At 38.1% G+C, this 13,198-nt stretch carries 16 protein-coding genes; 11 read left to right on the plus strand and 5 right to left on the minus strand.

Annotated elements, in window-relative coordinates; translation table 11 throughout:
- Positions 1-5 precede the first annotated feature (5 nt).
- Genes flgE through fliP form a run of 9 tightly spaced genes read left to right on the plus strand, consistent with a single transcriptional unit; the run spans position 6 to position 7,445 of the window.
- On the plus strand, positions 6-1,397 hold the full coding sequence (flgE, locus tag E4N80_RS00170; RefSeq protein WP_253699591.1) for a flagellar hook protein FlgE: 1,392 nt from the start codon (positions 6-8) through the stop codon (positions 1,395-1,397).
- A gap of 25 nt (positions 1,398-1,422) precedes the next feature.
- On the plus strand, positions 1,423-1,620 hold the full coding sequence (locus E4N80_RS00175; protein WP_253682773.1) for a flagellar FlbD family protein: 198 nt from the start codon (positions 1,423-1,425) through the stop codon (positions 1,618-1,620).
- Positions 1,621-1,641: 21 nt separating this feature from the next.
- Positions 1,642-2,421, plus strand: coding sequence for a motility protein A (locus E4N80_RS00180; RefSeq protein WP_253699592.1), 780 nt, complete (start codon positions 1,642-1,644; stop codon positions 2,419-2,421).
- A 1-nt stretch (position 2,422) separates the two neighbouring features.
- Complete coding sequence (gene motB, locus E4N80_RS00185; protein WP_253699593.1) at positions 2,423-3,142, plus strand: flagellar motor protein MotB; 720 nt, start codon at positions 2,423-2,425, stop codon at positions 3,140-3,142.
- Positions 3,143-3,184: 42 nt separating this feature from the next.
- Positions 3,185-3,730: a flagellar basal body-associated FliL family protein gene (locus E4N80_RS00190; RefSeq protein WP_253699594.1), complete on the plus strand. Its 546-nt coding sequence runs from the start codon at positions 3,185-3,187 to the stop codon at positions 3,728-3,730.
- 14 nt (positions 3,731-3,744) lie between these two features.
- Entirely contained in the window at positions 3,745-4,779 is a 1,035-nt protein-coding gene (gene fliM / locus E4N80_RS00195; protein ID WP_253699595.1) for a flagellar motor switch protein FliM, read from the plus strand.
- The gene (gene fliN / locus E4N80_RS00200) at positions 4,772-5,947 is read left to right on the plus strand and encodes a flagellar motor switch protein FliN (protein ID WP_253699596.1); all 1,176 of its coding nucleotides are present in this window, start codon (positions 4,772-4,774) and stop codon (positions 5,945-5,947) included. Before fliM ends, fliN begins: the two co-directional genes overlap by 8 nt.
- 26 nt (positions 5,948-5,973) lie before the next feature.
- Complete coding sequence (gene fliO / locus E4N80_RS00205) at positions 5,974-6,633, plus strand: flagellar biosynthetic protein FliO (protein ID WP_253699597.1); 660 nt, start codon at positions 5,974-5,976, stop codon at positions 6,631-6,633.
- Positions 6,630-7,445 carry a flagellar type III secretion system pore protein FliP gene (gene fliP / locus E4N80_RS00210; protein WP_253699598.1) on the plus strand — a complete coding sequence of 272 codons (816 nt, stop codon included), beginning with the start codon at positions 6,630-6,632 and terminating at the stop codon, positions 7,443-7,445. Before fliO ends, fliP begins: the two co-directional genes overlap by 4 nt.
- A gap of 32 nt (positions 7,446-7,477) precedes the next feature.
- Here the strand turns inward: fliP and E4N80_RS00215 are convergent, their stop codons facing one another.
- From E4N80_RS00215 to E4N80_RS00235, 5 genes are all read right to left on the minus strand, one after another.
- Positions 7,478-7,954 (minus strand): hypothetical protein, encoded by a 477-nt coding sequence (locus E4N80_RS00215; RefSeq protein ID WP_253699599.1) that lies wholly within the window; start codon positions 7,952-7,954, stop codon positions 7,478-7,480.
- A gap of 25 nt (positions 7,955-7,979) precedes the next feature.
- Positions 7,980-8,723 (minus strand): hypothetical protein, encoded by a 744-nt coding sequence (locus E4N80_RS00220; protein WP_253699600.1) that lies wholly within the window; start codon positions 8,721-8,723, stop codon positions 7,980-7,982.
- 101 nt (positions 8,724-8,824) lie between these two features.
- Positions 8,825-9,130: a helix-turn-helix domain-containing protein gene (locus tag E4N80_RS00225; RefSeq protein WP_253699601.1), complete on the minus strand. Its 306-nt coding sequence runs from the start codon at positions 9,128-9,130 to the stop codon at positions 8,825-8,827.
- Positions 9,131-9,133: 3 nt separating this feature from the next.
- Positions 9,134-9,487, minus strand: coding sequence for a type II toxin-antitoxin system RelE/ParE family toxin (locus tag E4N80_RS00230; RefSeq protein ID WP_253699602.1), 354 nt, complete (start codon positions 9,485-9,487; stop codon positions 9,134-9,136).
- 228 nt (positions 9,488-9,715) lie between these two features.
- Positions 9,716-10,204 carry a hypothetical protein gene (locus tag E4N80_RS00235; RefSeq protein ID WP_253699603.1) on the minus strand — a complete coding sequence of 163 codons (489 nt, stop codon included), beginning with the start codon at positions 10,202-10,204 and terminating at the stop codon, positions 9,716-9,718.
- A 166-nt stretch (positions 10,205-10,370) separates the two neighbouring features.
- Here E4N80_RS00235 and E4N80_RS00240 point away from each other — a divergent pair, with 166 nt between their 5' ends.
- Entirely contained in the window at positions 10,371-11,990 is a 1,620-nt protein-coding gene (locus tag E4N80_RS00240; protein WP_253699604.1) for a peptide ABC transporter substrate-binding protein, read from the plus strand.
- Positions 11,991-12,037: 47 nt separating this feature from the next.
- Positions 12,038-13,129: a peptidoglycan DD-metalloendopeptidase family protein gene (locus tag E4N80_RS00245; RefSeq protein ID WP_253699605.1), complete on the plus strand. Its 1,092-nt coding sequence runs from the start codon at positions 12,038-12,040 to the stop codon at positions 13,127-13,129.
- The last annotated feature ends 69 nt before the right edge of the window (positions 13,130-13,198 follow it).

Below are 13,198 nucleotides of genomic sequence, written 5' to 3' on the forward strand. Positions count from 1 at the left end.
TAATTATGATGAGATCATTATTTTCGGGTGTAACCGGAATGCAAAATCACCAAACAAGAATGGACGTTATCGGAAATAACGTTGCCAACGTAAATACAACAGGTTTTAAGAGAGGAAGAGTAAACTTTCAAGACTTAATTTCACAGCAATTAAGCGGTGCAGCCCGTCCTACCGAGGAACTCGGCGGTGTAAACCCCAAAGAAGTCGGTTTGGGTATGATGGTCGCAAGCATTGATACAATCTTTACACAGGGTGCCTTGCAGACAACAGGTGTCAACACCGATCTTGCAATTCAGGGAAACGGCTTTTTCATTCTTAAAGACGGAGAAAAAACTTTTTACACAAGGGCCGGTGCTTTCGGTATAGATAAAGATGGAACCTTGGTAAACCCCGCAAACGGAATGAGAGTCCAGGGCTGGATGGCTGAAGAAGCTGACGGTTTCAGGATAATCAATACATCGGGTCAAACGGAAGATTTAAATATTCCTATAGGTCAAAAACTTGATGCAAAGGCAACCACAAGTGTAAACTATGCTTGTAACCTTGATAAGAGACTGCCTGAATTGCCCGAAGGAGCAAACCGGGCTCAAATTTTGGAATCTACTTGGTCTACGGAATTTAAGGTATATGACAGTTTCGGTGAAGCCCACGAGCTTCAAATCGATTTTGCCAGAGTCCCCGGGGAAGTAAATGCTTGGCAGGCAACAGTAAATGTTGATCCGACAAATGCGGAAGCCACAGCTACCCGTGTAGGAATTGGAACAACCGACGGCGTTCAAAACAGCTTTATAGTCCGTTTTGACAATAACGGACATCTTGCTTCCGTTACCGACACTGCAGGAAACGTAACGTCTCCCGCAGGACAAGTTTTAGTTCAAATTTCATACAATGTAGTAGGTGCAAACCCTGATGAGGCCGGAGCTCCCACAAGACATACATTTGACGTAAACTTAGGTGAAATCGGAACTTCCAAAAATACCATTACTCAGTTTTCCGATAAGAGCACTACAAAGGCCTATGAACAGGACGGATATACTCTAGGTTATCTTGAAAACTTTAGAATAGACCAAAGCGGTATTATCACCGGCGTTTATTCCAACGGCGTAAGGCAGGAAATAGGTCAGATAGCTATGGCCGGTTTTGCCAATCAGGGCGGTCTTGAAAAAGCGGGACAAAACACTTATGTTCAGTCCAATAACTCGGGTATTGCCAATGTTTCCACATCGGGAACCGTAGGTAAGGGCTACTTTATCGGCGGAACCCTCGAAATGAGTAACGTAGATTTAACAGACCAGTTTGTAGACATGATTGTTACTCAAAAAGGCTTTCAGGCAGGTGCTAAAACAATACAAACTTCGGATACAATGCTTGAAACAGTCTTGAACTTGAAACGATAGTATGGTATAATATAGGGTATTATTTATGATACAGGTAACGCGGCTAAACGGAACAAAGTATTGGATTAATCCTCATCAAATTGAAACTATTGAGTGTAATCCGGATGTTACTTTGCAGATGCTTTCAGGAAAGTATTATGTAATTAAGGAAAGGCCTGAAGAAATTTTGGAGTCCATAGTCGCGTACCGCCGTAAAATCGGCGTATTTAAAAATGAATTGTAGTAGAAGCAAAAAGGGGTAGATATGGATATAGCGTCGTTTATAGGAATATTCGGAGGTATAGCAGTTGTTGCATTCGGTGCCATCCTCGGCGGTTCTGCCGGAGGTCTTGTTCACCCGGCTTCAATGTTCATTACAATGGGCGGCTCCTACATGTGTCTTTTTTTAACCTATCCTTTATCCTATACGATAGGAATCTTCAAGGTTGTTTCAAGAGTTTTTAAGGTAACCGATTACGGTGAAAAAGCTCTGGTACAGCGTTTTGTAGCCCTATCCGAAAAAAGCCGCCGTGCAGGTCTTCTTGCCTTGGAAGAAGAAATTGAAGACTTTGAAGATCCATTTATGCGCTCCGGTTTAAGGAACGTAGTTGACGGTATTGACGGAGAGGCTATCCGCTCCCTCATGGAAAATGAGCTTAACCAAATGGAAGAGCGCCATAACACATGGATATCTTTGGTAAATGCTTGGGCAACCCTTGCTCCCGGTTTCGGTATGTTGGGAACGGTTATAGGCCTTATCGGTATGTTGTTAAACTTGGATGATAAAAGTGCTCTTGGTCCTAACATGGCTACGGCTCTTGTTACAACCTTTTACGGTTCGCTTATGCAGAACTGGCTTTTGGTTCCTATAGCAACAAAGCTTATGTACCAAAACAATATGGAAGTTAAATCCAAAGAAATGATTATAGAAGGCGTACTTGGAATTCAAGCCGGAGATAACCCTCGAATCTTGGCTCAAAGACTTGTTACATATTTGACGCCTTCCGATCGAAAATCTATTGAGGCGGAAGTATTAAAGGATTAAAATGGCAAGGAAAAAGAAACACGGTGCAAGTGCCGCGGGAAGCGGATGGCTTACCACTTATGCAGATATGGTTACTCTCATGCTTTGCTTTTTCGTAATGCTTTTTGAGCCGTCTGAGGTTGATGTAACTCAGCTCATGGCTCTTTCTGCGTCAATAAGCGGTGACCCGACCGGTGGCGGCCTTTCTGTTTCTGCCGGTAGACTTTCAGATCTTGGAAACACCATAAGCTCCATGCCCTCAATGGAAAAAGGAAAGATGCTTGCAACTGCCTTAAAAAAGGCTGTTTCGCTTTTTGCCCCCGAAATCAAAACAAATAAAATTGCAGTTACAAGCGATGAACGGGGGATAGTAATCAGCTTGGCATCGGACGTTTTCTTTTATCCCGGGAGTGCAGAACTTAATATTGCCGAATCCAGAGATACGCTTTTAAACCTTGCTCAGTTTTTATCTTCACAAGATTTGGCTTCTCATAGATTTAGGGTTGAAGGGCATACCGATTCGGGCGTAACGGATCCGGATATATGGAAAAGTAATTGGGAACTTTCATCTGCAAGGGCAATAAATATTTTGCACAGCCTTACGGACTTTGGAGCTCAAGAATCCAGATTTTCCGTGGCAGGTTATGCGGATACCCGCCCTATATTTTCGAATGATACGGCAGAAGGAAGAGCCTACAATAGGCGGGTTGATATAATTATTCTTGATGATGCACACTTTTAGTAAAAATAAAAATGTGCCGATTATAATAGTAAGGAGAAAATTATGGCTGATAATGACTTAATGGATGACGATGATATTCAGGAAAATATGACTTCATCAGTAGATACCAAAAGAAGAGGTGCAGGTCTTATACCCATGTTGATAAAATGGGTTGCTATTGTATTGGTTGCTCTAATATTCATTGTTACCGTTGTAGTTATTACAATGAACATAAGAGATAAAAAAGGTGCATCTCATTCGATATCCCCCGTTTCTGAAGAGTACAGGGAAACAAGGGACGTTTTGCAATGGTATCAGGCAATCGGTATTTTGAAGGTACATACGGCAGATAGAATTCCTGCAACCTTGATAGTTGATGTCGCCTTAGGCTATACTAACAATGATAAGTCTACACCTCAAGAGCTTTCTGCAAGAAAGGTCGAAATAATAGACTTTTTACGCTCTTATTTTAAAGGCAAGACTACTGCTGAGCTAAGACAAGAAGAAAAAATAAAGATTGAAATAAAGCACGAAATAAACGATAATGTACTTACAAAAAATAAAATAAAGGATGTTCGATTTACGCAATACGATATTGTTGAACAATAAAGGATAGGAGAGCCATGACAGAAGTTCTTTCGCAGGATGAAATAGATCAGCTTCTCACCGCAATAAGCTCAGGAGATACGGAGACAGAGGATTTTCGTGCTGTTAACGATACTCGTAAAATAAAAATTTATGACTTTAAACGTCCCGACAAATTCTCTAAGGAACAGATGAGAACGGTACAGATGATGCATGAAACCTTTGCCCGTCTTACAACCACTTCTCTTTCCGCTCAGCTGCGAAGCATGGCTCATGTTCACGTAGCAACTGTAGAACAGCTTACGTATGAAGAATTTATAAGATCAATACCTACGCCGACAACCTTGGCGATTATAAATATGGATCCTTTAAGGGCCAGTGCCCTTTTGGAAATAGACCCCTCGGTTACCTTTTCGATTATAGACCGTTTGTTCGGCGGTAAGGGACATGGGACAAAGGTTCAGAGGGAGTTGACCGAAATTGAAAGCTCTGTTATGGAAGGCGTTATCGTACGTATCCTTGCAAATATGAGGGAAGCGTGGACAACCGTAGTAGATTTACGTCCCCGTTTGGGAAACATAGATACTAACCCTCAGTTTGTTCAAATTGTAACCCCTTCTGAAATGGTGCTTTTGGTAACCTTGGAAACTAAGGTCGGTGAAGAAGAAGGAATGATGAACATCTGTCTTCCTTATATTACCCTCGAACCGATTATTTCAAAATTGTCGACACAGTTTTGGTTTTCTTCGGTTAGAAGGGCTTCGACGGGACAATATGCGGCAGCAATTAAGGATAAACTTTCTTCGGTTGAAGTTGATATGGTTGCTGAGGTAGGCTCCTTGGATGTTTCAATCAGGGATGTTCTTAACTTGAGAGCCGGAGACGTTGTACGCTTACCTAACGTAAGAGTTGGAGATCCTTTTAAGCTCACAGTAGGAAGCAGGCCTAAATTCTCCTGCCAGCCAGGTGTAAAGGGTAAAAAGTTAGCAGTTCAGATTTTGGAAAAAATAGAAGATATTAGCGGTGATGAATTCGAAGAATTAACATCGGAAGGAGATGAGTTGTATGAGTGATGGTTCAATTTCTCAAGATGAAATAGATGCTTTGTTATCTGGAGTAGGCGGAGGCGGAATTGCTTCGGCTCCTGCTGCAGGTGCAGGCGATGATTTGGCTGCTTTCAAAAAAACGGCCATGCTTCAATTTACAAAAGAAAATATCCCGGGGCTATCTTCTAATTTGGAGTCTATGACGGGTAAAACTGTCAGCATCTCGGAACCGGTTATCGAACTTTCAGATAGAGAGGCCTTTTTACGAAAAGTATCAGAAATGGCTGTTGCTACCCTCATTGATTTTTCGGGGGCTATGACCGGCGATCATGCCTTTATGATGACTCCTGAGCTTGCAAAAAAAATAGTCAGCTTGGTAAATCATGAAGACAATGTAGAAATAGATGATATGGCCCTTTCGGTTATAAGTGAGACAATCGCTCAATATGTAGGAACCGAGCTTAGCTACCTTGAGCGTTCCGGGCTTGCCGGTGTTTCATCTGCTCCGGCAGAATCTTCACATGTTCCTAAGGCTATGATGAGATTACCTCAGCGTAACTTTGTAAGCGTAACTTATAATGTGCAGCTTGATGATTCTTCATACCAACTGTGGGAGATTCTTTCTGAAGATGTTGTTGATAAAATAGCCTCTACGATTGCAGGTCCTGATCCTTCAATGCAAGGAATGGGAGGAGATGCCGGAATGCAGGGTATGGCTGCAATGGGAGGTATGCAAAATATGGGTGCAATGCAAAACGGAATGATGGGCGGTTCTGCACAGCAAGCGTTTAGTTCCGGTATGCCCCAAGGATCGCCTCAGCAAGGAGGAAATATGCAGGCTATGAATAATATGGGCATGATGCCACAAATGGGAATGGGCGCCAGTGTTCAGCCTGTTCAATTTCCGCCCCTTCAGGGTTTTGTAAGTCAGGAGGAGCAGGGTAATATCGGTCTTATCATGGACGTTTACATGGAAATGACCGTAGAACTAGGACGAACAAAGCGAATGATTAAAGAAATCCTTGGAATGGGTGAAGGGCATATTATTGAACTTGATAAACTTGCCGGTGAACCTGTAGACGTTCTTGTAAACCACAAGCCTATAGCCAAGGGAGAGGTTGTAGTTATAGAAGAAAGTTTCGGTGTCCGTATAACCGAAATTTTATCTCCGGCTGAGCGTATTTCGGATATATAAACTTAAAAATCGGGTGGGGGCCTTTAATGAGCTTGGGGAAAAAGCTGTTGTTTATTCTTTTCTTTTTGTTTTCGGTTTTTTTGTTTGCAGAAACTGATGAAACTTCTTCGGATGGAGATTCACTGCCTTCAGAGTCGGGTATTTTGTTGGATGCAAAAATAACAGATAATATCGGCGAAACCGGGGATAATTCTACACCCGCAGAAAATGAAACCGGTTTTAATTTGAATGTTGCAGAAAGAGCTCAATCTCCTATTTCAAACCTTTTACAAGTTCTTGTATCTTTAATTATAGTATGTATTTTGGCCTATGTTGTGCTGAAATTTTTAAAAAAATCTTCACTATCTTTTTCTTCGGATAGCCCTTACCTAAAAAGCGTTGCTTCAATTAACATTGCTCAAGGAAAAAGTATTCATGTTATTACCTTGGGTGAAAAGGCGTACATTGTAGGCGTTACCGATTCTTCAATCAATATGATAGGAGAGGTGGAAGATAAAACCCTTGTCGATACTATGAACTTGGATGCTGAAAGACGCAGCTCCTCTCCTAAGCAAGATTTTGCTTCTATGCTGGCCTCGGTTTTTAAAGGCTCAAAAAATAATGACGTCGATGTGAATTTTTTTGAAGCACAAAGAGAAAGGCTAAGCAATGCTGCTAAAACTCAAATGCCGGAGGAAAGAGAATGAAAAGAAATCTTTTGATTCTAGTTTTTTTCGGTATGATCCTTTTTGTTCCGGTTCAAGCTTTTTCTCAGTCGAGCTTTCCCGACGGCACTACTGCCGGAAGAACTGATGCCGATCCTAACAGGCAGGCAGGGCGAATTCCTTTTATCGATTTTTCGATAAGAGAACCTTCGACAAATAAGGATGTTGCTTTTTCAGTTCAGCTTTTAATTTTTATTACGCTTATTTCGATAGCTCCAAGTCTTTTGTTATTGATGACGAGCTTTTTGCGTTTAAGTATTGTTCTGGATTTTGTTAAAAGGGCCTTATCTCTTCAGCAAGTGCCGCCGACTCAGGTTTTAAACGGAATTGCCTTTTTTCTAACTCTCTTTATTATGCAGCCGACATTTACTCAAATATACAATAACGCTTATAAACCTATGAGTGAAGGACAAATCGGAATAGAAGAAGCCTATAGGGAGGCGGAAAAACCCATGCGGTATTTTATGTACAAGCAAATGCAAAAAAATCCGACACATATCCGTACATTTATGGCTATGTCTAAACTCCCGAAGCCCGATACTCTTGCAGATGTACCGACCCATATTTTAATAGCTGCCTTTATATTGCATGAGCTTACAATAGCTTTTCAAATCGGAATATTTTTGTACCTGCCCTTTATTATAATAGATATGATTGTCGCCAGTATTCTTATGTCTATGGGTATGATAATGCTTCCGCCCGTCCAAATATCCATGCCGTTTAAATTGATTCTTTTTGTTATGGTTGACGGCTGGGGACTCCTTTTCGGTAAATTATTTGAATCGTTTTTATAAAAAATCACTATATTTTACTGATAAGTCAATATTTATTTTGCTAGTTTAATATCGGTATATAAAGTATTTTCTGATATTTGGTCTTTTATTGTGTAATAAAGACATAAATAATACATTGCTTTATTTCTATACAGTTCTATTCTTTCAGCACAATATTCACCAATATACACTTCTCTCCCTATTTTATTAAAATCAACATTTTCAGCTATTAATTTAAAATCTTGTTTTAGCGTTTCTTCCCATTTTTTTTGATTTTGTCTTATTTCCTCTTCAAACTCTGGAATAATTGAGATCAATCTTTCCATTTCCAAATACATTTGCTTTTCCCAAATAGATACATATTTTCCAATAATGCTCTGCCATTCATAATTAGTAACCCAAGACTGCATATCTATTTCATATTGTTTATCAATTTCATTATTTTTTGGAAAATAATCTTTATTTATCACTTGCGAGAAACAGGGAATACTTATAATTAAAACTAATAATATTAAAAATAATTTTTTCATTTTTATACCTTTCCATTCCTATAGGCTATTTATCTAACATCCGCCTAACCTGTATTTGCGGCTTGTCCACAATGTCAGCGTTGAAGCGGGTGTTAGGCGAATTTTTTCTTTCTAAATAAAGTTTCTTGCCTTTATTATCCAAACACCATAAAAACTTACTTGTTGCTTTACAATTATTACATTTATAGAAAAATTTCTTTCTAAATAAAGTTTTTTTAATTTCTGGAATTACTAATTTATTACATTTTTCACAGAAAGCCATCTTAAAAAAATTATCAGGTAATTGCTCTTTGTATAGGTCTATATCCAATAGTATTTTTTCTTTTATATAATCACATAAATTGTCTTTATTTATATCGTATTCGTAATAAGTAATTCCATCTTCGAGTAAATCAACAGCATCACCAAATTCAACCCATTCCCAAAATCTTTTATCATTTGTTTGATAATACATTTTTTCTAATATTGTAAGTGCATATATTGCTTCAATTTCATCATTATGAACTTTTCTACCTAAATAGCACAAGAAATTGTAATTAATATCTTCATCCATTTTAACTATTTTAAGCTCATTAGTGACAGCAAAAAAATATTTATTTATATTATCATAATCATCTGAATCTAAGCCGGCCAAAATATATATGTTTTCAGATTCAATCTTTTCATCTAATAAATATAAAGCAAAATTTACGCATTCATACCATTTATTTTGAAGTTTAGCAGCAGAATAATTTTCTTTAGCAATTTTTTCTATTTCTCTTAATTCCAATTTTAATGCTTTCCCTTCATACTATACCAGCGGCATAACTTGCTTAACCTGTATTTGCGGCTTGTCCGTAATGTCAGGTTGAGGTGCGGGGTTAGGATATTTTAGGTTCTCAACAAAACTTCTTCTTTTACTTTTGAATTAGTTAATTTAGGATATATTTTTATTTCCAACCCCATGCCAATACTATCAACATAATCAATAAGTGTTGATAGTTTTATATCTTTTCTTTTTTCTAATCTCGAAACAGATGATTGACTAAAATTTGCAATCTCACTTTGTGTCAGTTCCTGTAATTCTCTAATCTTAGCTAATTTAATTGAAAAATTTTCTCTTTCAGCTCTTAATTTCGCCTGTTTTATTTCTTCCTTATCCATATATAATTCCATCATTTCAAACGCATCTTTCATAATTTACCTCCTCCTAAATATATCCATGTTTTTCAGCAATTTCTTCTGATTGCTTTTTAAATCTTTATAAAATTTCTTTTCATTTACACCTTTTTTATCCCCACCTATAAGCAAAATTGCTTTTCTTTCCTTATCAAAGAAAAACGAAACTCTCAAAACGCTTTCAGAAGTTCGGCCTCTTAATTCTTTTAAATTTTTTATCTTCTTTGAACCGTGGATAATATCTGCATATGGACGGCTTAATTCAGGACCATTTAATTTCAAAAGTTCTGTCAAATAGTACAATTCCGACATACTATCCTTGTCCAAAAATTTATACCATTCTTCGTATTCTTCTTTTGCATTGACTTTCCACATGCTTATATTATATGCATTATAGTGCATATTTGTCAATAGATAAATAAAAATATCTTATAAAAGTAATAAAAATAAATTCAAAAATAGTTCTTGCTTTTGTTAATGTATTAATATTGCTAATTTTATTATTTGTAAAATACCAATAATAAATGATTATATGGGCTTTGAAGCGGGTGTTAGATTAATAATTACCTGTAGTAATTGCTTCCCGTAAAATACTATTTATTCTTATTTGATAGCCTTACCTCCGAGAAGACCCTTGATTTTGTCTATGGTGAGTTCGCTTATCTTTATCGGTGGCTGAATTGGACGATTTTTCGTTTCGGATTCACAATCGAATTCTCCTTTGTCATGGTCATAAGTGAGCTTAGATACCGTTGAATCTATTTTGTACAGGCAAGGCTCGCCCTCAATTTCCTTAAAGAAGAAAATTTCAGTCCAATAAAATCTGCCGCCTCCCCAATAGAAACCAAGCGAAAAACCGTCATCGGTCTCGGTAAAGACTGGGTCATCAAGGTTTTTCACTTCTTGATAAGAGGGAATCTCAAGTACCCATTTTCCGCCGTTGCGCGCAATTGTAACATCCCGCCTTTCAATCGAATAATCTTTCCGTAATACTACAGAACGACTCTCGCATGAGAATGTATATTTTGGCTCTGCAAACACAGGTGCAAGTATAAGAGTGAGAAATACAAATAGTAAAAATTTCTTTTTCATTCTGTTCCTTAAAAATTAGTGGCTCAATGCGCCGTCCACCTAACCTACATCAGATCTATCTAAATAATACACCGGCGAATTATTTTTTTCAAGGTATCTTAAAAAATACTATTGACTGCTGGAAGAATTATTTAAAATTTGTTATATTGTCAGCCGAGGTTTATATATGAAAGGTAGAAAATTATTTTGGTTGGCAGCGCTGGTGCTGCTTTTTTTTGCCTGCAACGGCAATAAGAAAATTAGTGAGCCTAAAACAGTTACGGCCTCATTGGGTGCGGAACCGAGTATTTTGGATGCCGCAAAGGCTTCGGATAGATACTCTTTTATAATATTGGACTATATCAACGAAAATTTGACCGATATTTTAACTGAGGATGATGGGGAGATAAAAGTTCTTCCGGCTCTTGCCGAGTCTTGGACTCATAATGCCGATTATACGGAGTGGACTTTTAAATTGCGTGAAGCCTATTGGTCTGACGGTCTAAAGATAAGAGCTGAAGACTTTGTTTACAGTATTCGCCGTATCATCAATGCCGAATCGGCCTCACCTATGGCAATGTATTATGACTATATCAAAAATGCTCAAGATATTTTAAAGGGCAAACTGGATTATTCTGAAATAGGAATCAAGGCTCTCGATGAAAAAACTCTTCAAATCGTAACCGAAAATCCCATAAAAAATCTTCATGAATTTGCCGCAAAAATTCCTCCGCAAAGGGAAGATATTATAAAAGAATTCGGGCTATCCTACGGCAGTGAGGCCGAAAAAATAATTTGCAGCGGGGCTTTTAAAGTAAAAACTTGGGTACATAATAGCAAGATTGAGCTTGTTAAAAACGAAAAATTTTGGAATGCTGAAAATGTAAAAATAGATGCTCTTACATTTAAAATAATAAATGAAGAAAATGCCGCCCTCGGTGAGCTTTTAAACGGCAGCATCGATATTGCAAATGCTTATTCTATCAGCTGGATAAATAAGCTGAAAAAAGAAAACCGTTTTGCAGAAATAAATGGAGTTGACAGCCGCGTTCAATATATCTTTATGAATCAAAAAGACAAGTTGTTTTCAAACAAAAAAATTCGACAAGCTCTTTCGGCAAGTCTTGACCGCAAAGAAATTTGCACCGACCTGTTTGACGATATTTATAAACCGGCCTACGGTTTTGTTTCGATTGCTACCGAGCTTGAAGGTAAAAATTACCGCAACCTTGCGGGAGAGCCGATTCAAGAATTGATAAAAAAAGTTCCTGATCCTAAGGCTCATTTTATTGAGGGCTTAAAGGAATTGAGGCTTGGAGATGACCCTTCAAAGATAACAATTTCGATAATGTTCCCTTCAAATGAAAGCTCTAAATTTAATGAATATTTACAAAACAGGCTTTCAAATGTTCTGGGGGTAAATGTAGAACTTGATAAAATCGAGGGAACAGTCTTTAAAAAACGGAATAAGAGCTTGGACTATCAAGTAGGTTTTAAATCATGGGGCGGCGGTATTGATACACCCGCCAGATATTTGGATCTGTTTTTACCCGGAAATAAAATTGTTCCGATAGGCTGGGAAAATAATGAGTACACCGATTTGGTTCTGCGGGCAAAAAAAAGCTCCGATTTTAACGAAAAGCTGGAACTTTTTAAAAAAGCGGAAATGATTTTATTGGCAGAAGAATCTTGTATTGCTCCTTATGCTAACCAAACCTATAATATCTTTATGCAAACAAAATTAAAAGGAGTTAAACAGTTTTATCCGGGAACCTATAACTTAAAGTATGCTTTTATATCGGATTGATTTTAATTTAGCCTAAAAAGCTATTTTTTTATGCCGATATAGGAGATATGGATATTATAACTTATGCTGATGCGGTGCATCATAATAATAGATTGTATTATAGCAATAGATATGGAAAGCCGAATACTGTAAAAAAAAGCAGACTTAGCTCTAGAGATGAATCGCTGATTGTTTTCGGGCTCTTAGCCATGCTCACTGCAGGATTCCTATTTTTTTATTTTCCGATTTTAAAGCTTAATTGGGGGCTTTCATCAATAAGGTCTATATCATTTTGGGAAGAGCCTTCTGCGATAAATGCAATGCGTCAATATACCATGCCTTCTTCCGAGATTGCAAAGGGAGAGGGCATCCCTCATTCGGAAGCTGTAGAAGTAACCCCTTTTTCCCTTGCAGATGTACCTGATTTTATTACTGCAGTCGATTTTGAAGAGTACATGGTTGCAAAAGGGGATACGGTAAGCGGTATTATTCAAAAATTCGGTCTTAAAAATATGGGAACATTGCTTTCCGTAAACGGAATAAGCAGTGCAAAAAAGTTGAAGATTGGCCAAAAGTTGGTTATCCCTTCGATTGATGGGCTTATTTATACGGCTGTAAAGGGCGATTCCTTGAGTTCTATTGCCGGTAAATTTAATCTGCCCATCAATGCAATCTTGGATGCAAATGATCTTGAAAATCAGACGGTAAGTATAGGGCAAAAACTTTTTATTCCGGGGGCAACGATGAGCTCCTTTGAGCTTAAAAAGGCTTTGGGTGAGCTTTTTATTTATCCTGTGATTGGACGGCTTACCTCCCCATTCGGCTACAGAAGAGATCCCTTTACCGGAAGAAAGAGTTTTCACACGGGTATAGATATTGCATCCCCTACGGGAACACCTATTAAACTAACTCTTGACGGAATGGTATCTTATACAGGCTATTCTGCCGTTTATGGAAATTATGTCATTGTAACTCATTCCGGCGGCTACCAGTCAATGTATGGACACATGCATACGATAAAGGTAAGACGTGGTCAAGTTTTAAATCAGGGCGGTATTATCGGAACTGTAGGAAATACCGGCCGTTCTACAGGTCCTCATGTTCACTTTTCCATATATAAGAATGGGAAACTTATTAATCCCTTAACAGTGTTAAAATAAGATTTGCATAAAAAAAGCAGGACGTGTCCTCACACGTCCTGCGAGATGGTATTAGGATTAACCTAAATA

Origin of the sequence: Treponema denticola (assembly GCF_024181605.1) — a bacterium.
Classification (GTDB): Bacteria; Spirochaetota; Spirochaetia; order Treponematales; family Treponemataceae; genus Treponema_B; species Treponema_B denticola_B.

Coding starts and splice junctions, on each gene's coding strand:
- flgE (WP_253699591.1), top strand. CDS start 6: ATGATGAGATCATTATTTTCGGGTGTAACCGGAATGCAAAATCACCAA.
- E4N80_RS00175 (WP_253682773.1), top strand. CDS start 1,423: ATGATACAGGTAACGCGGCTAAACGGAACAAAGTATTGGATTAATCCT.
- E4N80_RS00180 (WP_253699592.1), top strand. CDS start 1,642: ATGGATATAGCGTCGTTTATAGGAATATTCGGAGGTATAGCAGTTGTT.
- motB (WP_253699593.1), top strand. CDS start 2,423: ATGGCAAGGAAAAAGAAACACGGTGCAAGTGCCGCGGGAAGCGGATGG.
- E4N80_RS00190 (WP_253699594.1), top strand. CDS start 3,185: ATGGCTGATAATGACTTAATGGATGACGATGATATTCAGGAAAATATG.
- fliM (WP_253699595.1), top strand. CDS start 3,745: ATGACAGAAGTTCTTTCGCAGGATGAAATAGATCAGCTTCTCACCGCA.
- fliN (WP_253699596.1), top strand. CDS start 4,772: ATGAGTGATGGTTCAATTTCTCAAGATGAAATAGATGCTTTGTTATCT.
- fliO (WP_253699597.1), top strand. CDS start 5,974: ATGAGCTTGGGGAAAAAGCTGTTGTTTATTCTTTTCTTTTTGTTTTCG.
- fliP (WP_253699598.1), top strand. CDS start 6,630: ATGAAAAGAAATCTTTTGATTCTAGTTTTTTTCGGTATGATCCTTTTT.
- E4N80_RS00215 (WP_253699599.1), bottom strand. CDS start 7,954: ATGAAAAAATTATTTTTAATATTATTAGTTTTAATTATAAGTATTCCC.
- E4N80_RS00225 (WP_253699601.1), bottom strand. CDS start 9,130: ATGAAAGATGCGTTTGAAATGATGGAATTATATATGGATAAGGAAGAA.
- E4N80_RS00230 (WP_253699602.1), bottom strand. CDS start 9,487: ATGTGGAAAGTCAATGCAAAAGAAGAATACGAAGAATGGTATAAATTT.
- E4N80_RS00235 (WP_253699603.1), bottom strand. CDS start 10,204: ATGAAAAAGAAATTTTTACTATTTGTATTTCTCACTCTTATACTTGCA.
- E4N80_RS00240 (WP_253699604.1), top strand. CDS start 10,371: ATGAAAGGTAGAAAATTATTTTGGTTGGCAGCGCTGGTGCTGCTTTTT.
- E4N80_RS00245 (WP_253699605.1), top strand. CDS start 12,038: ATGGATATTATAACTTATGCTGATGCGGTGCATCATAATAATAGATTG.